Here is a 17993-nt window from a genome sequence, read left to right on the forward strand (position 1 = left end):
TTCTCTGAAGCGACAAGGCAGATCTTTTGTGCCGAGACGTACAAAAGACCTGCCTTGTTGGGTGGGCTACTGGCCGAATTCGTCGACGCGCTTGCCGCGGCCGAGGAGCTCGGCGATGGCAGCGACCGTCCGCTCGGCGGCGCGGCCGTCGCCGTACGGGTTCACGGCGTTCGCCATCGAGTTGTAGTGCTCCTCGTCGTGGAGGAGCCGGTGGACCTCGTCGACGATCCGGTCCTCGTCCGTCCCGATCAGCACGACCGTGCCGGCGCTCACGGCCTCCGGGCGCTCGGTGTTCTCGCGCATCACGAGGACGGGCTTGCCGAGGCTCGGCGCCTCCTCCTGCACGCCGCCGGAGTCGGTCAGGACCACGTGGGCCAGGGAGAGCATGCGGGTGAATTCGCCGTAGGCGAGCGGCTCGGTGACGACGACGTTGTCCAGGCCCTCGAGGGAGGGCAGGACGGCCTCGCGCACCACCGGGTTCTTGTGGGCGGGCAGCACGATCGTCATGTCGGGCTCGGCCTCGGCGATGCGCTTGAGCGCCCGTCCCACGCCCTCCATCGCGCCGCCCTGGTTCTCACGACGGTGGGTGGTGACCAGGAGGATGCGGCGCCCGGAGGCGGCTAGCTCCTCCAACTGCGGGTCGGAGAACGGCACCTCCTTCTCCACCGTGGTCAGCAGGGCGTCGATGACCGAGTTCCCGGTCACGACGATGTCCTTCTCGGCGATGTTCTCGGTGAGCAGGTTCTTCTTGCTGACCGAGGTCGGGGCCAGGTGCAGACTCGTCACCTGCGAGGTCATCTTGCGGTTCGCCTCCTCGGGGAAGGGCGAGAAGATGTCGAAGCTGCGCAGGCCGGCCTCGGCGTGGACCACGGGGATGCCGTGGTAGAACGCGGCGATGGCACCGGCGGTGGAGGTGGTGGTGTCGCCCTGGACGATGACGGCGGCCGGCTTCTCCGTCCTGAAGAGCTCGTCGAGACCGTCGATGGTGCGCGTCATGATGCCGCTGAGGCTCTGGTTGGGGCGCATGATCTTCAGATCCACATCCGGCTCGATGCCGAAGAGCTCGTTGACCTGGTCGAGCATCTCCCGGTGCTGCCCGGTGACGACGACCCTGGAGTCGAAGAGGTCGGATTCCTCGAGAGCCTTGACGATCGGGGCCATCTTGATGGCCTCCGGACGGGTGCCGTAGATCGGCATGATGACAGGGCGCATGTGCTTCGGTTTCCCTCGGGTAGGTCGATCGATCGTGCCAACCATACCAACGGTGTCCCGCCGGGTGTCGGGAGCGTGCGCCAGCCCACGCCCGGGAACGGGCAGTGGCGGGGCCTAGGCGCTGCGCCCCGCGAGCGCGGTCAGGACGCCATCGGAGTATCCGGGCCAGACGTCGATCGCCCACGGACCGAAATCGCGATCGGCCAGCGCGACGCAGGCGGCGCCGGCGGCGGGGTCCGCCCAGAGGAACGTCCCCGACTGGCCGAAGTGCCCGAAGGTCCGGCCGGAGTTCCGCGTGCCGGTCCAGTGGGGGTCCTTCTCCGCCTTGATCTCCAGCCCGAGGCCCCAGGCGTTGTCTGTCTGCCGGCCGTACCCCGGCAGGACGCCCGCGAGGCCGGGGAACTGCGCGGTCGTGGCCTCCCGGTGGGTCTGCTCCGCGAGCAACCGGGGCTGCAGGAGCTCGGCGGCGAAGCGGGCGAGGTCCTCTGCGGTCGAGATCCCGCCGGCGGCCGGAGAGCCCTCGAGCCGGGTGGCGCCCATGCCGAGGGGTTCGAGCACGGCCTCGCGCAGGTAGTCCGCGAAGGCCATGCCCGTCGCGGCCTCGAGCGTCTCGCCGAGCACCTCGAATCCGGTGTTGGAGTAGATCCGGCGCGTCCGCGGCGCGGCCCGCACCGTGCGGTCGGCGAAGTCGTAGCCGGCGGTGTGCGCCAGGAGGTCCCTGACGGTCGCCCCCTCGGGGCCGGCCGGCTGCTCGAGCTCGAGGGCGCCCTCCTCGACGGCGATGAGCACGGCGTAGGCGGCCAGCGGCTTCGTCACGGACGCGAGCCGGAACGCGCGCCCCGTCTCCCCGGCCCGGGCGATCACGCCGTCGGGCCCGACGACGACGGCGGAGGCATGGTCGACGGGCCAGGATTCGACGGCGGACGCGGCGGCGGTCAGCGGCTCGGTCATGGTGCTCCTCGGGTCGGTGGCGGCGGTGACGGGGGACCGTCCGGCCGTGCGTTCTTCGGGCTTGGCTACGCGGTCGCCGCGGCGTGAGCGAAGGTGTGGTCCTCCGGGAGGACGATCACCAGCTGGTGCGGCCGCCGGGCGGTGGCCGGCGTGAGCTCAGCCTCCCACTTCTCGCTGGCGGCGGCCAGCAGCTCCTCGGGACTCGTCGGCGCCTCGCCCGACCGGGCGAGCAGGTGGCGGACGAGCTCGCCGCGGGTGTGCTTGGCGAAGTGGGACACCACCTTGCGGGCGCCGGCGCGGATCTGGACCACGGAGACCGCGACGGTCCGGGCCGCGGGAGGAGCCCAGGCTGCGGCGTAGGTGCTCGAGCGGCAGTCGATCACGAGCTCGCCCTCGGTCCTCGGGGCCAGTGCCGCCGTCAGGCGCGGCTTCCACCATGCGGCGAGCTTGCCGAACTCCGGCAGCTTCACGGACATGGAGAGGCGGTACGCGGGGATCGGGTCGGCGAAGCCCACCGCGCCCCAGAGCGCGCTGACGACGACGATGGACTGGTCCGCGGCGGCCTGCTGCTCCGGCGCCAGGGTCGCATAGCCGAGCGCCTCGTAGAGCACGCCGGTGTAGACGGTGTGGGCCGGCCCGGCCGGTTCCCGGTGGAGCCGACGGTTGCGCTCGATCTCCTCGGCGAGCGAGGCGCCGACCCCCAGGACCTCGTGGGCGTCGTCGCCGTGCGAGGCAGCGACGAGCGCATCGAGCACGCTGCGCCGGTGGCCCGCGAGGGCGGGGAACGAGAGGGTCGACGGGTCGAAGTCGCGGTCGGTCAGGGCGGCGCGCTTGCCCTCGGACGGCGGGAGAAGAATGAGCACGGGAGCATCGTAGAGCCTGCGCGCGGGACGTGGCCAAGCCGTGTCGTCCGTCGCGGCGGAGGAGTGGTGGACGGGATGACCTGTACGCCGGGTTCTGTGCCTGCCGCGGTTGCCCGACTGGCAGGTGACGATCATCCATCTAGGCGCACCGTTGCCGATGCGCTCGAGCGGCCTACCCGGCTGCTGGGCGGACAGCCTCATGCGCAGCCTGTCTGGCCTTGCTCCGGGTGGGGTTTACCGAGCCGGCCCGGTCGCCCGGGCCGCTGGTGGTCTCTTACACCACCGTTTCACCCTTACCCGCTGCGGGAGCGGGCGGTCTGTTCTCTGTGGCACTGGCCTGCGGGTCACCCCGAGTGGGCGTTACCCACCACCCTGTCCTGTGGAGCCCGGACGTTCCTCGTGCAGGGCACGCGATCGTCCGGTCATCCCGTCCAGCGTCCCAGTCTACGCCCCGCGGCCGGCGACGAGCCGATGTGACCATCCTCACGCTCGCCGGATTCGGCGGAGCGCGGGTGGTCCCTAGAATGGAAGGCAGAGGCAACGAGGCCTCGCTCGGGGAGGATCCTCATCCCCGCGAACCGTATCTGCAATGGTGCTTTCACGGTGCCGACCGGCCACGTTGGATCCTGGGCCGGCCAAGGAAGGATATTCAGTGACCCAGCAGTCGACCGCGGCGCTTGCCGACTGGAGCAGCCGCGAAGAACTCGCCGAGGCCATGATCCCGCTGATCGGGCGTCTCTACCGCCGCAACAACGTGGTGACGTCCATCTACGGGCGAAAGCTGATCAACAAGTCGGCCGTCGACATCCTCAAGGCCCACCGCATCGCCCGCCACAACGACGGGACCGAGCTGCCGCTCGATCAGACGTTCCCCATCCTGCAGGCCATGGACGGCCTCAACCTGGGTGCCGCTGCCGTCGATATCGCCCGGATGGCGCGCAAGTACCGCGACGCCGGCGCGGGCCGCGACCTCTCCGCGTTCCTCAAGGAGGAGTTCGGCGACAAGGTCGGCGCTGCGGGCGCCACGGACGCCGAGCCGACCGACGTCGTCCTCTACGGCTTCGGCCGCATCGGCCGCCTCCTCGCCCGCATTCTGATCGAGCGCGGCGGCTACGGCCTGCGCCTGCGCGCGATCGTGGTCCGGAAGGGCTCCGAGACCGACCTCGTCAAGCGCGCCTCGCTGCTGCGGCGCGATTCGGTCCACGGCCCGTTCGACGGCTCCATCACCGTCGACGAGGAGAACAACACGATCCTCGCCAACGGCACGCTGATCCAGGTGATCTACTCGAACGACCCGACTGCCGTGGACTACACCCAGTACGGCATCGACAAGGCGATCGTGGTGGACAACACCGGGCGTTGGCGCGACCGCGAGGGCCTGTCCCAGCACCTGCAGGCCAAGGGCGTCGGCCGGGTCCTGCTGACCGCGCCGGGCAAGGGCGACGTGAAGAACATCGTCCACGGGATCAACCACGGCGACATCGCGGCCGACGACACCATCGTGTCCGCGGCATCCTGCACCACGAACGCCATCACGCCGGTCCTCAAGGCCCTCGGCGACGAGTTCGGCATCGTCCACGGCCACGTCGAGACGGTCCACTCGTTCACGAACGACCAGAACCTCATCGACAACTTCCACAAGGGCGACCGCCGCGGCCGCTCGGCGGCGCTGAACATGGTCATCACGGAGACCGGCGCCGCGAAGGCCGTCGCCAAGGCGCTCCCGGAGTTCGAGGGGAAGCTCACCGGCAACGCCATCCGCGTCCCCACCCCCGACGTCTCCATGGCGATCCTCAATCTCAACCTGGAGCGCGAGGCCACCAAGGAGGAGATCAATACCTACCTGCGGCAGATGTCGCTCAACAGCACGCTGCACAAGCAGATCGACTACATCGACTCGCCCGAGGTCGTCTCGACCGATTTCATCGGTTCGCGCCGCGCCGGCATCGTCGACGGGCTGGCGACCATCGCCAGCGGCAAGAACGCCGTCGTCTACGTCTGGTACGACAACGAGTTCGGCTACTCGTGCCAGGTCATCCGCGTGATCGAGGAGCTCGCGGGCACCCACCCGCAGGCCTTCCCGGCCGTGGCCGGGCAGCCCTCCGACGCCGAGGCGGTCCAGCTCGCCGGGCAGCCCGCCTGACGCGCACTCCGCCGACGCCTGTCTCCGGCACCTGAGGCCGGGGACGGGCCCGGAACGACGGCGGCCGGCGACCTCCCTTTGAGGAGGTCGCCGGCCGCCGTCTCTGCGTGCCCGGGCGTCGGGCCGGGAGAGTGCTCGGGGCGTCAGTGCCCGAACGGGTCGGGGTCCGTGCCGGGTAGCCAGCTGTTGCCGGGGGCTCCCCACTCGAGATCCTTCTTGGCCTTCTTCCACCGTCGGGCCCACCGGTCGTTCAGCCGGTCGACGTACAGGAGCCCCTCGAGGTGGTCGTACTCGTGCTGCATGACCCGCGCGAACCAGCCGGTCGCGTCGAACGAGATCGGCTCCCCGTCTCCGTCGAAGCCCTCGACGCGGGCGAAGTCGGCCCGCTTGAGTGGGAACGAGAGCCCGGGCGCGGAGAGGCAGCCCTCGCCTTCGTCGTCCGGATCGGGCTGTGCCTGAGAGATCTTCGAGAGGGTCAGCCGCGGGTTGACGACCACGCCGCGGGGCGGGACGCCGTCGTCGTTCTCGTACTCGTAGGTGAACAGCCGGAGCCCGACGCCGACCTGAGGCGCGGCGAGACCGACGCCATGGGCGGCGTCCTGGGTCTCGAACATGTCCTCGATGAGCCGGCGGAGGTCGTCGTCGAACTCGGTGACCTCCTGCGCCCGGCGGTGCAGGCTGTCCTCGCCGTAGATCACGATGGGGAGAATCGCCATGGGCCTGTCCTTCCTGCCAAAAAGAAAGCCGCCCCGGTCAGACCGGGGCGGCAACTTCGGGGTGAGTAACGGGGCTTGAACCCGCGACCTTCTGGACCACAACCAGACGCTCTACCGACTGAGCTATACCCACCATTGCACCGGGAAGACTGGCCCGAGGGCCGTTCCAACCGAGTGTGAGTCGCTTCGACGGGGCAGTATTCCACCGCGCTCCGTCCGGGCAACGCACACTATCTTACACACAAAACGACGTCGGGACCCTAATCGGTCCGGTGTGCCGTGCGCCACACCGGCGCTGGCGGCGGAGTCAGGCGGGGGAGGGGCCCTCGAGCTCGGCGGCGGCCTCGCGTGCGGCGCGTTCGGCGACGATCCGCTGGGCGATCTTCTGGGCCGCCTTGCTCTCCGGACCGGGCGCCGGGACCATGACGGCTGCCCGGTAGTAGCGCAGCTCCTCGATGGAGTCGCGGATGTCGCCCAGGGCGCGGTGGCCGCCGGTCTTGGCCGGCGCCTGGAAGAACGCCTTGGGGTACCAGCGGCGGGCGAGCTCTTTGAGGGTGGAGACGTCGATGATCCGATAGTGCAGGTGGTCGATGACGTCGGGCATGTCCCGCGCCAGGAAGTTGCGGTCCGTGCCCACGGAGTTGCCCGCCAACGGCGCCTTGCCGGCCACGGGGACCCAGGTGCGGATGTAGTCCATGACCTGCCGCTGCGCCTCCGCCATGTCGACGCCCCGGTCGAGAACCTCCAGGAGACCGGAGTCGGTGTGCATCCGACGGACGAAGTCGTTCATCTGCGCTAGAGCAGCGGGCTCGGGTCTGATCACGACGTCGACCCCGTCGCCGAGGACGTTCAGTTCGGAGTCGGTGACCAGGACGGCGACCTCGATGAGCGCATCGTCGGCGAGGTCCAGGCCGGTCATCTCGCAGTCGATCCAGACAATTTTCTCAGCAATAATAGGCACGGGGCCAATCTACCCGAGGGCCCCGGCGGGTTACCGTCGCGCCGGCCCGCCCAGGGCCATCAGGACGGACAGCAGGCCGAAGGCGAGCAGCGCCGTCGCACTCGCGGTCAGGGCCTGCGGCACGGCGAGGCCCACGAGAGGACCGCCGACCGCGACGACCACGGCGGCGAGCGCACCCCACCCGAGGACGGGGAGCGGACCGGAGCCGCGACGGGTTCCCGGCGGCGTCGAGTCACTCGAGGCGTGGCGGCCCATTGTTCCCCCTGGCGGTCCGGCGTGGAATGCGATGCTGCGACGCCTCCAGCCTAGGCGCAGCTCCCGGGTGACGGTTGCAACAACGCGCCTGCGGGGCGACCGATGACCCGGTTCCGTGGCACGCCCGGTGCTAGGATCAGGCCCAGTTCGACCGCACTGCCGCGTTCCGACGGGCGCATCCTCCGCAACGCGAAGCACCGCACCGTGAGGTTCCGGCGTCCGTTCCGCGAGCGGCGCGCAGACATCCGTGGCACGGCGGCCGTGCCCGCCTCCGCGAACGACCGTGACGACCGAAGGACTGCCCGCGTGAACCCGACCGCACCGCCTGCTCCCGCGACGGCGGGAACCGACCGGGTCAACCGCACGATCATCGAAGGTGCGATCGGGTCGCTGATGGTGGTCTTCGGGTCGCTCGGCGTCGGATGGCTGGCCTCCGTCTCGCCGCTGAACCGTCTGGAGCTGCTGATCAGTCTGCGCACCACGGAGTGGGGCGTCATCACCACGACGGCGGTCATGACCCTGGGGTGCTGGGTCCTCTTCCGCGCCTGGCTGCGGCTGGGGCAGAAGCTTGAGGGTTGGCCGGAGGGCTCGCTGCGCACCGTGTGGAAGGCGTGCTTGGCCTGGGGCGTGCCGCTGCTGGCCTGCGTGCCGATCTTCTCCCGCGACGTCTTCGCCTACATCGGCCAGGGGCGACTCGTCGCCGCCGGCCACGACCCCTACCAGCAGGGGATCTCCACCGTCGCGAACTGGTTCCAGCTCGGCACCGACACCATGTGGGCGGAATCGACGACGCCCTACGGCGTCCTCTTCCTCGACGTGGAGCACCTGGTCATGCTCATCGCCGGTGAGGATCCCGACCTGGCGATCTTCCTCTTCCGGCTCGTCGCTTTCGCCGGCGTGCTCCTGTGCCTCCTGTACGTGCCGAAGCTCGCGTCGCTCCACGGCGTCAACGGCGCGCGAGCCGCATGGATCACGGTCGCGAACCCCCTCTTCCTCATCTCCTTCATCGCGAGCGCCCACAACGACTCCCTGATGACCGGGCTGGCAGTCGCCGGCACCTACTACGCCGCCACGGGACGCGGGATCAGGGGCGTCCTGCTGGTGACCGCGTCGATGGGCATCAAGCCCATCACCCTGGTCCTGCTGCCGTTCATCGGACTCCTGTGGGCCGGCCCGGGGGCCTCCTGGGCGCGGCGGTTCCGGTACTGGTTCTACACCGCGGGGATCGGCCTGGGCTCGATGGTGCTCATCGGCTACCTGAACGGCTACGCGCTCGGCTGGCTGGAGGTCATGCTCACCACGGGCACCGGCTACAGCGTGTACTCGCCGCTCGGCGTGCTGATCGGCTTCTTCTACGGCACGCTCGGCCCCCTCGGCGTTGATACCTCGTGGGTGCTGCCGACGCTGAAGCTCATCGGGCGCCTCGGCTCAGTCGCCGTCGTCCTCTTCCTGATGTTCAAGGGCTCCCACGGGCACCTCATCCAGCGGACGGTCCTCGCCTTCGCCGCCCTCGTGGTCCTGTCCCCGATCATCCACCCGTGGTACCTGTTGTGGCTGCTGCCCTTCTTCGCGGCCAGCGGGATCCGCAGCGACTGGCAGATCGTCTGGGTCTACTTCACGGTCGCGTTCTTCATCGCGTACGGCGTCGCCGACCAGCTCTTCGTGTGGCAGTTCCTCAGCCACCTGAAGCCGTGGCTGCAGAACCTGGCCACGGCCCTCTCCTGGCTCTTCATCGCCTACCTCGTCTTCATCGATCCCGGAACCCGGAGGATCTTCGTCGACTTCTGGCGCTCCCTGCGGCTGCCGGAGCGCGCCGGCCTGCGGAAGCGGGCGGGCTGACATGACCCCGCCCACCCTGTCGCCGCAGGGGCGCAGCGTCCAGGTGCCGTTCCCGTCCCTGACGGCCCATCTGGACCGGTTGCGGAGCCGGCTCTCCGGGCTGCCCGTCCTCCGACGGATTCTGGGCGGCCCCGAGGCCGACGTCCACGTGGTCCTGGCCCAGGGCCTGCTGGCGAGCATCCTCGTGATGGTCGGCTCCTGGGGCGTCGGGATGCTGGCCACCAGCCAGGACTCGCTGTTCGCCCGCGCCGCGTTGCTGAACATGCTGCGGGCGGACCCGGCCGTCGTCGTGGCGGCCAGCATCCTCCTGGCCCTCGGACTGATGCTGCTCTGCCGCGCCTGGCTGCGACTGGGCCAGCGGACCATGAGCGGCAGCGCCGACATGACGGTGGTCCGGCGGGCGGTCCTCTCCTGGTCGGCCCCGATGATGCTCGCGTTCCCGATCTACAGCCGCGACGTCTACTCCTACCTCGCGCAGGGGCGGCTCCTGCACCAGGATTTGAACCCGTACGAGAACTGGGTCTCGCAGCTGCCTGGGTGGTACGCGGAGGGCTCCGACAGTCTCTGGTCCGAGTCGCCCTCGCCCTACGGTCCGCTGTTCCTGATCTTCGCGCGGGCCACGTACTTCCTCACGGGAGGTGTCCCGGAGATCGGGGTCATGGTCCTGCGCCTCTTCGCGGCGGCCGGCGTGCTCGTCTGCCTCTACGCCGTGCCGCGGTTGGCCAGCGAGCACGGGGTCTCGCCGTCGTGGGCGACGTGGATCTGCATCGCGAACCCGTTCTTCCTCGTCGCGATGGTCGGGGGAGTGCACAACGACTCGGTCATGGTCGGCGGCACCCTGCTGGCCTTCCTCCTGATCTACCGCAATCGGCGTGTCCTGGGCATCGTCGCGGCCGGGGTGGCGATCGCGATCAAGCCGATCGTGGTCCTGGCGTTGCCGTTCGTGGGACTGGCACTGCTGCGCCGGCCGTCGCAGGCCGATCTTCCGGAACCTGGGCTGAGCCGCAAGCTCCCCGCCTGGGTCGGCGTCGGCCTCGTCGCGGGGTTGACCCTGGCGGCGTTCGGAGCGGCCTCCGGGCTCTGGTTCGGCTGGATCGAGGCCATGGCCACCGCCGGCACGGCGGCCTTCCCCTACGCTCCCATCGGCTTGCTGGGCCTGATCGTGGGCTGGGTCGCCTCCTGGTTCGGAGCGGACGCCACCGTGGTTTCCGGCGTCGTGTACTCCGGCTTCAGGGCGCTCTCCATCGTCCTGACCGTGTGGTGGGCGTTCCGCCTCCGGGCGGCGGATGCTGTGCTGGGGTGCGCTCTCGCGCTGAGCGCCGCCGCCCTGCTCGCACCGGTCATCCAGCCGTGGTACCTGCTGTGGCTGGCCCCGCTGTTCGCCGTGCACCGCCGCTACAGCGATCTGCTCGGGATCGCCTGGTACGTCGTGTCGATGGTGCTGGTCCTGATCGTGGCGATCGAGCAGCTCAGTGTGGCGCAGTGGATCGAGTCGCTGCCGGTGCAGATCACGGCCGGCGTCGTCGGCGTCCTGTACCTGGCCTACATCATGCTCGTGGACCCCAAGACGGCGACGCTCTTCGTCCCGCTCCGCGCCGCCGTCGTCGACCGGTGGGTCGGCCGCTTCGGCCTGCCGGAGGGCCGACCCACCGGCACGGCGGGACGGACTTCGTCGGGCGGGAGCCCCCGGGAGTAGAACGCCGGCCGGCACGCGCGGCAGGACAGAGTCCCAGGACGCGCACGACGGCGGCGCACCGCCCCGTGGGCCCCGCAGGGTCCGTGGGCGGTGCGCCGCCGTCGTTCTTGCTGCACTGGATCGCCCCTTCGGCCGCGCTGCGGACGGAGGGGCGATCCAGTGGCTCAGCGGGTGGGGACGATGCCCGTCCGCGCCATGGCGTCCGCGTACGCCGCGCGGATCTCCTCCAGGTGGGCGTGCTGGCGCTCCGGCGAGCCGGCGAAGGCGCGACCGCCGAGGGACTTGACCTTGTAGACCTTGAAGCCGCGGCGCCACAGGAGGGGATTCTCGGTCTTCAGGAGCTGCTCCACCAGGCGGTGCGCCTCGGTGCCGTGGGCGACGATCACCGACGCCCTCGGGACGACCTTCAGCATCCGCAGGAGTGGCTTCAGGCCCGAGGTGATCTGCGCGGGCTGCAGGCGCCCGTTGGGCTCTCCCGGCGTGTGCCAGGGGTGCACGTTCCACGGCATGATGTACTCCGGCCGCAGGCCCAACTGCCACTGCAGCCCGAGGAGGCGGGTGACGGCGTCGGGCTCGCCGGCGGAGATGAACCCCGAGGCGTCGGCAGCGCCGACGTTGGAGAACAGGGAGACGATCTTGGCCTGGTCCGCGTCGTGCACCGGATCGACATAGCTGACCGAGGACTCAGGGCGCAGGGCCTGGGTCTCGTCCAGGATGCGGTTCACCGGCAGAATGTGCTCCTCGTAGCGGCGGTCCCACAGGGTCATCGGTTCGGATGCAACAGCGGTCATAGAGAGGCGCAACTCCTTGAGGTTTTTCGAGCGCGCTCGTCAGCGCGAGCGGCGAGTGGGAAGATCGAGGAATTCCGGGCCGGGCGGGATCGGGCGGTCCGATGCGGCGGTCCGGGTGCGGGCGCGGTGGCGCGCCGACGGGTGACTCCTACTAGGTTACCAATCCGTGAACGCGGCGTGGGCCGCCGGTGAAGCGAGCGCCATGAGATCCTTCCCACCGAGCCAACCCTTGACGCGGGGACGGCCTGCCCGATGCGGTCGCGGCGGCGGGAACCGTTAGAATGGACGGCGTACGCGGCCGGGCCGCGCCCGGCAGGCCGAACGCGACCGAGGGGCCGCCCCGGCCCCGCATGCCTCCGTAGCTCAGTTGGATAGAGCAGCAGCCTTCTAATCTGCCGGTCGCGCGTTCGAGTCGCGCCGGGGGCACCAGAAAGGCCTAGTCAGAGCCAGAACTTGTGACGCTGACTAGGCCTTCCTTTTTCGTTTTGAACACAGTTTGAACACAATTACTCCCGGCGCCCTTTGTCGGAGCCGCCCAGGTCACTCCCTGATGCCTCAAAGCGATCCCGCCGCGCCTGGGCAACAATGGGCAGACCACCACAGGAGGGAAACACCATGAAGCACCAGAGGACCGCCGTGGCAGCTCTGATCGCGGCCGCCGCTCTGACCGTCGCCGGATGCTCGTCACCGGCCGAGGAAGCCCCCGCGCCCAGCCCGAGCCCCGCGGCCACGGCAAGCGCCGATGCCACCGACGAATCCGTCGACCGGACCGACGACGTCAAGGCCGCGGCAGGCGACACGGCCGACCTGGTCACGACGGCGACCGAGACCGAACCCGGCCGACTCGAGATCGAGACGACCATCACCGACCCCCGGAGCGACGGCAGCGCCGAAGCCCAGGACGCGATCGCGATCTGCGAGGCGGCCGCCGGCCTGGACGACGTCACGTACGTCAATGTGCTCGAAGCCGACGGGACGAGCTTCGTGCTCTTCGGCCATCCCGCCGTCGCCGAAGGCGAGTGCGTGGAGTACTGACTGGACTCGTTGCGCGCCGACGCACTAGTGCGTCGCTGAAGCGCCTCGCTACCCCGACTCGGCGTGGCGAGGCGCTTCGGCATTTCCGGGCTCTGTGCGTGGCCAGGGGCAGGTACTCGGCTCCCACATCGTCTCGTAGGAGGCGCTCGTGCACCAGTACGGCTTGTACTCGGGGAGCCAGCCAGGCTCGCGGGTGACCCACTCCCGGGGGACCCAGAAAGTTTCAAGATCGAAATGTCCGGGGCTTGTTCGCATCATGAAGCCGATCCAGAGGTCGCGCCACATCTGCGCTGACCCGCGGAGGACTTCACCGTCGGGGGTGTCGATACGGACGAATGGTCGGTCGGCGGCGGGCCACCTGTGGATCTCGTCGGGGTGCTCGGGCGGGGTCGTCGGCGCGTCGAACATGGAGCAACCGTAGCTAGCGCCAAATACGCGTAGTGCCCCGCCTCCGAGGGGGCGAGGCACTATGTCATTGCTAGACCGCCAAGGCGCGAGGGTCCGTCCAGCTCGTCGCACGGTTGAAAATTCCGTCGCCCGAGCTCTCGGTACGCACGCTCATCAGTTGCCGCAACTGCGCAACCGCCTCATCGACACGCTCTAGGGCATTTCGGGTCCATCCATAGCGCTGACCCATGTCGTAAACGTGGTGCGCCGAAATAGGTCCAAGCACCTCGATGCCGACGGGCTCGTCATTCTCATCGACATCCACCAGCAGTGTGCTCGTGTACTCGATCGTCTTCTTTACGGCACGATCCGCAATGTGGGCATAGCCCACCTTCAGTGCCTCGTCAAAGTATGTGCTGTCAGTCACTGTTACGTCATCCTCTCGCAACGTAATCTGGCTTCTACCCGTACGTCCGGGGGTAGCCGTATCACCGCCAGTAGGCTGTGATGATCAGTACCTCACCTGTGGGAGAAGCGTCCTCGACAGGTGGAGAAGTAACTACCACAAGTCTACCGCTCTCTAGGTTGACTTCATACACCATACGGTCCGCATGGTCTTTGGACAGGTAGCTTACGCCGCGCCGCCTGTGCTCAGTCAGCACTTCGCTGACGTCAGCCTTCGTGATCCCCCGCCTTCGCATCTGCTGCTCTGCGTGCCGGACATATGCCAGTCGCATGGCAGTCAGCTCTCGGGCGAAGTGACCGAGTGAACAGAAAAGTACAGGCTACGGACCAGCTCGTCCTGGAGGAAGATCTGGGCCATGTATCGTCCCTCATGGTCGAAAGTAAGCGGGACGCCGGCAGAAAATATCATTCCTACCTTGCCCGAATACGGGTTAATGGCCTTCGTCGGTTCGAGCGTGGTCTCGAGCTCCACACCACTAGATCGGTCGTCCGGACCAAGCCTGAGGCGAAGGCCAAACGGATCTCCACCTTCCTCTGCCCGCACTCTACCGGCAACGTAGATGGTGGCCGTTGAAGGAAACATCGCCACCTCTACGCGCGTGAAGCTAGCGCCGACCGAGGTCAAACTGTCCCCTTCGACGCGTGCGAACTCAGCGAGGAACGCGTAGTCCAGGTTCGGAAGTGTGCTAGGGCTGCTCATGTCGATCATGCTAGCCCTATGTAGCTGCTCACTACCACCAACACGAATAGCGCTCCACCCTCGCGAGGAGGATGTGGCCCTTCGACGCGTGCAAGCCGCTCGGGTAGCTGCAGGCTGCGAGCGACCGACGTTGGGACGGTCTTGCCCCGCCGTCCCGCGGAGGTCTCGGCTGGCCAGATGCTTCGGGTCGTAACCGAAGGTCCTGATCGCTACCGAGGCCCCTCGGCTCGTCGCTGCTGCCACCGGCCGCGATGACGGGGCCAGGTGGCTCGTTGCGCTGATGCTCGGGCTCCGCCAGGGTGAAGCGCTCGGGCTCTCCTGGGACGACGTCGACCTGGAGGCAGGAACGCTGGACGTCAAGCGCGAGCTCTACGCGCTGCCTTGGTCCCATGGATGCGCCGACGAGGGGCAAGAACCGACGTGCGAGCGCAGGCGCGGCGTCGACTGCCCGGAGCGACACGGCGGCGGCACCTTCGTGGGGCCCCGAAGTCCGAAGCCGGCGAGCGCACATGGCAGATGCCCGCGTCCCTGGTCGAGGCGCTCAAGCGCCACCAGAAGGGGCAACAGGCGATCAAGGCCGACGCCGGGGACCGGTGGGTCGGGTTCACCCCAGAGGTCCCGGACGCTGCCAGGGTGAGGGCGGGGCAGCGCCGACGGCAGCCGCCACCCGGGCCGGCGGAGCGGTCAGCAGCAAGCACGACTGGACGCTCTGGCGGGCGTTCCTGGCGTCGCAGGATGTCGACCCCGTGCGCCTGCACGATGCCCGGCACACGGCGGCCACGACGCTCCTGGCCCTCGGCGTGGCGCCGCGCGTGGTGATGGAGCTGCTGGGCTGGTCGCAGCAGGCCATGCTGCAGCGCTACCAGCACGTGCTCGACGAGATGCGCCAAGACGTCGCGGATCGGCTCGACGCGGCGTTCACGGTCGAAGCGCCGGCGCCGCAGCCCACGCCGCCGGCGGGCGAGCAAGTCGTCTCCCTAGCGGACTTCCGCGCGCGTCAGCAGGCATAAAGGCAGCATGGTCCCACACCCCGTGGGGTGCGGGACCATGCTGCCGACGTAGCGCGGGGGACCACGCTTATACGGCTGACAGATGCCGACGCGGTGGCTCGTCCTCAGCTGGAGAGAACGGAGTGCTGTCTCCTCCAATGAGACCGATGATCTCTTTTCGACTGAGGCCGGAGCCCTTCAATTTATTGGCTACGGCATCAGCAAGTTGTGGGACCTCGGGAGGAACATCCTCGCTGAACGGTTCACGTGTCTTCCAGCCACGGCTGTTCAGCTGACGATAGAACTTGTGCCGATCCTCGACGGTCGCTTTGCCCAGCCGGTACGCCCGTTCGAAAATCGCCTGCATCGAGACGCCCCATTCCCGCTTGAGATCGGCCAACTTGCCCAGGGAGAGCGAGTTTAGTTGTGGTCGGATTGCCGGCTCCGGCATCAGGAACTCTGCAGCAAAGGCATTCGCCTGATCCTCAACGTCCGGATCGACGTAAGACGAATGCATCACCAGGTGACCGAGCTCGTGGGCAGCGGTGAGTCGCTTCCGGTCGGTCGGAAGGCCGGCGTTCAGGATGATGACCGCGTGGTCACCAGCCCATTGGGACATGCCATCGATGCGATGGGTACCGAAGTCCTCCTCGACGATAACGACCCCAGCAGATTCGATCCAACGGTACAAACCTCGAACTGGACCGATCGGCATGCGCCATGAAGCGCGCAGCATCGTTGCGGCCTCCTGAGGGGTGTGCTCGAACGGGTCGACCTGAATAACGAAGTTTCTCGGTCGCAGCGGCACGCGCTCAAGCAGGAAGTTTGAGTGCATTCTCAACGCGTTCAGGCGCGATTCAACTCGCTTCCAATCGGAAGGCTTCGTGGTCTTCTGCCGGCGCATATGCGCGTCACCGGCTATCGCGCCTTGCAGGGTGAAGTCGTGCTGCAGGAAGCGCTCCGTTACCCCGAAGACTTTGGCCAGTGCAGCGAGTGCGTCGTCGTCTGGGGCGCGCAGATTGTTCTCATATCGGGACAGCGTCGCCTGCGTGATGTTAAGGCGAGCGGCCAGTTCTTCCTGAGTGATTCCCGCTGCACGTCGGAGCACGAGGATCGCGTCACCGACATTGCTGCTCATGACCCGGTGTCCTCCTCTTCCTCGTTCTCCACCGCGATATCTCCCAGATCGACATCGGGCAGGTCGGGGCTCTCGACGCTCTCCCAGCGGAACCCCAGAGCGTTGTCATCTTCCCGTTCGAGCCGTACTGCCCAAATCGGCGACTCTTGGCCGTCTCGGAAGGAGAGCACGGGGTACTCGACGCTGCGCTGCTCGGCATCCCACATATAGCCCAAGGCCAGACTGAATTGCTCCAGGCCGTCGAAGGTCTGTTCAAAGTTTGTCCAGAACCTTCGATTGCCGACGGTTTGGACGGCGGAGATCCGATCACCGGGCCGATGGCGCTTGACGCGGATCTGGTACTTGATGCCGAAGTGAATCTCCCGCTTGGGCTCGCGGTCGATGATTTCGAACCCCTCCACGCCATCGATCCCACTGACCATACGGGCCCAAATTCGTTCGTGGAGAAACGATGCTGTGTGTCGGCTCGTGTAGGTGCTCGCCCACCCCGGGCGCCATGCGCGGAGCTCCTCGAAGTCCGCTGACGCGCCGTCGACCGACTCGACAAAGATCTTCACGAAGTCAGTTCCAAGGTCCTCGATGACCTCGTCCTCGGTGGGGAATCTACTTGAATTCATACCGGAAAATATACCACCACTCCGCGAGTCGTTGTAAAGCCATCGTCGTAGGCGGCGTGCACCCCTGAACACAGTTCTGAACACAAATACTGGGGACGCACCTCGACCCGGCCCGACCCAGGCGAGACTAGAAAGCCGTCTGACTAGGCCTACCCGACGCACCTCGACGCACGCCGACGCAGACAAGCAGAGCCCAGGAAGCCTTCTAATCTGCCGGTCGCGCGTTCGAGTCGCGCCGGGGGGCACCACAAAGGCCCAGTCAGCGCCGAGTTTCGGTGCCGGCTGGGCCTTCCTGCTCGTCCAGGTCGATGCCGCCTTCGCGGGTCCGCGGCAAGTCGTCCTCCACAGCCCGCAGGCGGACGCGGCGATCTCCACAATCCGCGAGCCCAGCATCGGTCCGTCCTGTCTCCCCTCCGAGACTTGAGGCGGCGGCCTCCTCCGGATGGCGGGTCGCCGCGCAGACCAGAGCACCCGACGGGTGCGCCGAGCAGACAGGAGAGGGACATGAGCGACTACATCACGATCAGCGGCAACCTCGGAGCGGACCCCACCTACAGCAAGAAGAGCGGTACTCCCGTGACGCGCTTCAGCGTCGGATCCACCGAACGCCGGTTCAACGTCGAGAGCGGGAAGTGGGAGGACGGGCACACCAACTGGCACCGGGTCGTCGCTTTCCGCAACCTCGCGGTCAACGCCCACGCAGCCCTGCGCAAGGGCCATCCCGTCGTGGTCCACGGCCGGCTCCGCAACTCGCGCTTCAACAAGGGCGACGAGCAGAACCCGGACTGGGTCTACTTCACGAGCCTCGAGGCGGACCACGTGGGGCACGATCTGGTCGCGGGGCACACGACCTTCTTCAAGGGCGTGCACTCCGAACCGGGAGAATCCGTCTCTACCGGGGACGATGCTACCGTCGGCGCCCCCGACCGCGGGTTCGGCGTCGGCCTGGACCCGGCGTTCACCTCCACCGGCGTTGCTCGGGAAGCGGGGGAGGCCGCCGACGATCCGGAGGCGCGCGACGATGAGCCCGCCGCCGAGGTCGAGGGGTGGCCCGGTGGCGATGGTGGAGCCGGACCGAATGGCGGCCAGCCCGACGACGGCGACGGAGGAGCCCGCGGCGAAAGGACCGCGTGGCGACAGGACCGTCCACTCGTCGCCTGAGGAGGCACCGTCGCGTCCGGTCGCCGCCCCCTGCTCCGAGCCGGCGGGCGGCGACCGGAACTGGCCGGGCGCCG

Annotated in this window: 19 protein-coding genes, 2 tRNA genes and 1 other RNA gene; 7 read left to right on the forward strand and 15 right to left on the reverse strand. The window is 68.2% G+C overall.

Features of this window, described 5'->3' with window-relative positions:
- Positions 1-66: 66 nt before the first annotated feature.
- The 4 genes from wecB to rnpB form a co-directional block, all read right to left on the reverse strand.
- Positions 67-1212: a non-hydrolyzing UDP-N-acetylglucosamine 2-epimerase gene (gene wecB, locus RIN46_RS03950; protein WP_309079874.1), complete on the reverse strand. Its 1146-nt coding sequence runs from the start codon at positions 1210-1212 to the stop codon at positions 67-69.
- Between the two features lie 114 nt (positions 1213-1326).
- A complete protein-coding gene (locus RIN46_RS03955) occupies positions 1327-2163 on the reverse strand; it encodes a serine hydrolase domain-containing protein (protein ID WP_309079873.1) in 837 nt (278 codons plus the stop codon).
- Positions 2164-2228: 65 nt separating this feature from the next.
- Complete coding sequence (locus tag RIN46_RS03960) at positions 2229-3026, reverse strand: peroxide stress protein YaaA (RefSeq protein WP_309079872.1); 798 nt, start codon at positions 3024-3026, stop codon at positions 2229-2231.
- Between the two features lie 67 nt (positions 3027-3093).
- Positions 3094-3456, reverse strand: an RNA gene (gene rnpB, locus RIN46_RS03965) — RNase P RNA component class A.
- Positions 3457-3678: 222 nt separating this feature from the next.
- Here rnpB and RIN46_RS03970 point away from each other — a divergent pair.
- On the forward strand, positions 3679-5169 hold the full coding sequence (locus RIN46_RS03970; protein WP_309079871.1) for a glyceraldehyde-3-phosphate dehydrogenase: 1491 nt from the start codon (positions 3679-3681) through the stop codon (positions 5167-5169).
- A gap of 143 nt (positions 5170-5312) precedes the next feature.
- Here the strand turns inward: RIN46_RS03970 and def are convergent, their stop codons facing one another.
- The 4 genes from def to RIN46_RS03990 all read right to left on the reverse strand — a co-directional run bounded on the left by def (position 5313) and on the right by RIN46_RS03990 (position 7101).
- Entirely contained in the window at positions 5313-5885 is a 573-nt protein-coding gene (def, locus tag RIN46_RS03975; protein ID WP_309079870.1) for a peptide deformylase, read from the reverse strand.
- Positions 5886-5945: 60 nt separating this feature from the next.
- Positions 5946-6018: transfer RNA gene (locus tag RIN46_RS03980), tRNA-His, on the reverse strand.
- Positions 6019-6192: 174 nt separating this feature from the next.
- Entirely contained in the window at positions 6193-6846 is a 654-nt protein-coding gene (gene orn, locus RIN46_RS03985) for an oligoribonuclease (RefSeq protein ID WP_309079869.1), read from the reverse strand.
- 30 nt (positions 6847-6876) lie between these two features.
- On the reverse strand, positions 6877-7101 hold the full coding sequence (locus tag RIN46_RS03990) for a hypothetical protein (protein ID WP_309079868.1): 225 nt from the start codon (positions 7099-7101) through the stop codon (positions 6877-6879).
- Positions 7102-7407: 306 nt separating this feature from the next.
- On the opposite strand from RIN46_RS03990, the gene mptB (RIN46_RS03995) reads away from it, so the two are divergent.
- Together mptB (RIN46_RS03995) and mptB (RIN46_RS04000) are read left to right on the forward strand one after the other, a co-directional pair.
- Entirely contained in the window at positions 7408-8940 is a 1533-nt protein-coding gene (gene mptB / locus RIN46_RS03995; RefSeq protein ID WP_309079867.1) for a polyprenol phosphomannose-dependent alpha 1,6 mannosyltransferase MptB, read from the forward strand.
- 1 nt (position 8941) lies between these two features.
- Positions 8942-10636 (forward strand): polyprenol phosphomannose-dependent alpha 1,6 mannosyltransferase MptB, encoded by a 1695-nt coding sequence (gene mptB / locus RIN46_RS04000; RefSeq protein WP_309079866.1) that lies wholly within the window; start codon positions 8942-8944, stop codon positions 10634-10636.
- Between the two features lie 164 nt (positions 10637-10800).
- Here mptB (RIN46_RS04000) and RIN46_RS04005 read toward each other — a convergent pair whose 3' ends face one another.
- Positions 10801-11427: a uracil-DNA glycosylase gene (locus RIN46_RS04005; RefSeq protein WP_309079865.1), complete on the reverse strand. Its 627-nt coding sequence runs from the start codon at positions 11425-11427 to the stop codon at positions 10801-10803.
- A 352-nt stretch (positions 11428-11779) separates the two neighbouring features.
- Between RIN46_RS04005 and RIN46_RS04010 the strand changes: the two genes are divergently transcribed.
- A tRNA-Arg gene (locus RIN46_RS04010) sits at positions 11780-11856 on the forward strand.
- Between the two features lie 186 nt (positions 11857-12042).
- Positions 12043-12462, forward strand: a complete 420-nt coding sequence (locus tag RIN46_RS04015) for a hypothetical protein (protein WP_309079864.1) — start codon at positions 12043-12045, stop codon at positions 12460-12462.
- Positions 12463-12510: 48 nt separating this feature from the next.
- Here RIN46_RS04015 and RIN46_RS04020 read toward each other — a convergent pair whose 3' ends face one another.
- The 4 genes from RIN46_RS04020 to RIN46_RS04030 all read right to left on the reverse strand — a co-directional run bounded on the left by RIN46_RS04020 (position 12511) and on the right by RIN46_RS04030 (position 14014).
- On the reverse strand, positions 12511-12870 hold the full coding sequence (locus tag RIN46_RS04020; RefSeq protein ID WP_309079863.1) for a hypothetical protein: 360 nt from the start codon (positions 12868-12870) through the stop codon (positions 12511-12513).
- A 70-nt stretch (positions 12871-12940) separates the two neighbouring features.
- Positions 12941-13276, reverse strand: coding sequence for a DUF2283 domain-containing protein (locus RIN46_RS04025; RefSeq protein ID WP_309079862.1), 336 nt, complete (start codon positions 13274-13276; stop codon positions 12941-12943).
- Between the two features lie 61 nt (positions 13277-13337).
- Positions 13338-13586, reverse strand: a complete 249-nt coding sequence (locus RIN46_RS14305; protein ID WP_375141830.1) for a DUF4258 domain-containing protein — start codon at positions 13584-13586, stop codon at positions 13338-13340.
- 5 nt (positions 13587-13591) lie between these two features.
- Positions 13592-14014, reverse strand: coding sequence for a DUF6941 family protein (locus RIN46_RS04030; protein ID WP_309079861.1), 423 nt, complete (start codon positions 14012-14014; stop codon positions 13592-13594).
- Between the two features lie 593 nt (positions 14015-14607).
- On the opposite strand from RIN46_RS04030, the gene RIN46_RS04035 reads away from it, so the two are divergent.
- Positions 14608-15024 carry a tyrosine-type recombinase/integrase gene (locus RIN46_RS04035; protein ID WP_309079860.1) on the forward strand — a complete coding sequence of 139 codons (417 nt, stop codon included), beginning with the start codon at positions 14608-14610 and terminating at the stop codon, positions 15022-15024.
- 67 nt (positions 15025-15091) lie between these two features.
- Here RIN46_RS04035 and RIN46_RS04040 read toward each other — a convergent pair whose 3' ends face one another.
- Together RIN46_RS04040 and RIN46_RS04045 are read right to left on the reverse strand one after the other, a co-directional pair.
- On the reverse strand, positions 15092-16141 hold the full coding sequence (locus tag RIN46_RS04040) for an XRE family transcriptional regulator (protein ID WP_309079859.1): 1050 nt from the start codon (positions 16139-16141) through the stop codon (positions 15092-15094).
- A complete protein-coding gene (locus RIN46_RS04045; RefSeq protein ID WP_309079858.1) occupies positions 16138-16758 on the reverse strand; it encodes a hypothetical protein in 621 nt (206 codons plus the stop codon). The genes RIN46_RS04040 and RIN46_RS04045 overlap by 4 nt, the downstream gene beginning before the upstream one ends.
- A 504-nt stretch (positions 16759-17262) precedes the next feature.
- Here RIN46_RS04045 and RIN46_RS04050 point away from each other — a divergent pair.
- Positions 17263-17919 (forward strand): single-stranded DNA-binding protein, encoded by a 657-nt coding sequence (locus tag RIN46_RS04050; protein WP_309079857.1) that lies wholly within the window; start codon positions 17263-17265, stop codon positions 17917-17919.
- The last annotated feature ends 74 nt before the right edge of the window (positions 17920-17993 follow it).

Origin of the sequence: Zhihengliuella sp. (assembly GCF_031178195.1) — a bacterium.
Classification (GTDB): Bacteria; Actinomycetota; Actinomycetes; order Actinomycetales; family Micrococcaceae; genus Zhihengliuella.

What these genes read in the sequence shown, in the direction of transcription:
- RIN46_RS03990 (WP_309079868.1), bottom strand. Translation starts at nt 7,101, where the DNA reads ATGGGCCGCCACGCCTCGAGTGACTCGACGCCGCCGGGAACCCGTCGC.
- RIN46_RS04030 (WP_309079861.1), bottom strand. Translation starts at nt 14,014, where the DNA reads ATGAGCAGCCCTAGCACACTTCCGAACCTGGACTACGCGTTCCTCGCT.
- RIN46_RS04020 (WP_309079863.1), bottom strand. Translation starts at nt 12,870, where the DNA reads ATGTTCGACGCGCCGACGACCCCGCCCGAGCACCCCGACGAGATCCAC.
- RIN46_RS04015 (WP_309079864.1), top strand. Translation starts at nt 12,043, where the DNA reads ATGAAGCACCAGAGGACCGCCGTGGCAGCTCTGATCGCGGCCGCCGCT.
- RIN46_RS04045 (WP_309079858.1), bottom strand. Translation starts at nt 16,758, where the DNA reads ATGAATTCAAGTAGATTCCCCACCGAGGACGAGGTCATCGAGGACCTT.
- def (WP_309079870.1), bottom strand. Translation starts at nt 5,885, where the DNA reads ATGGCGATTCTCCCCATCGTGATCTACGGCGAGGACAGCCTGCACCGC.
- wecB (WP_309079874.1), bottom strand. Translation starts at nt 1,212, where the DNA reads ATGCGCCCTGTCATCATGCCGATCTACGGCACCCGTCCGGAGGCCATC.
- RIN46_RS04040 (WP_309079859.1), bottom strand. Translation starts at nt 16,141, where the DNA reads ATGAGCAGCAATGTCGGTGACGCGATCCTCGTGCTCCGACGTGCAGCG.
- mptB (WP_309079866.1), top strand. Translation starts at nt 8,942, where the DNA reads ATGACCCCGCCCACCCTGTCGCCGCAGGGGCGCAGCGTCCAGGTGCCG.
- RIN46_RS04050 (WP_309079857.1), top strand. Translation starts at nt 17,263, where the DNA reads ATGAGCGACTACATCACGATCAGCGGCAACCTCGGAGCGGACCCCACC.
- RIN46_RS14305 (WP_375141830.1), bottom strand. Translation starts at nt 13,586, where the DNA reads ATGCGACTGGCATATGTCCGGCACGCAGAGCAGCAGATGCGAAGGCGG.
- RIN46_RS03955 (WP_309079873.1), bottom strand. Translation starts at nt 2,163, where the DNA reads ATGACCGAGCCGCTGACCGCCGCCGCGTCCGCCGTCGAATCCTGGCCC.
- RIN46_RS04005 (WP_309079865.1), bottom strand. Translation starts at nt 11,427, where the DNA reads ATGACCGCTGTTGCATCCGAACCGATGACCCTGTGGGACCGCCGCTAC.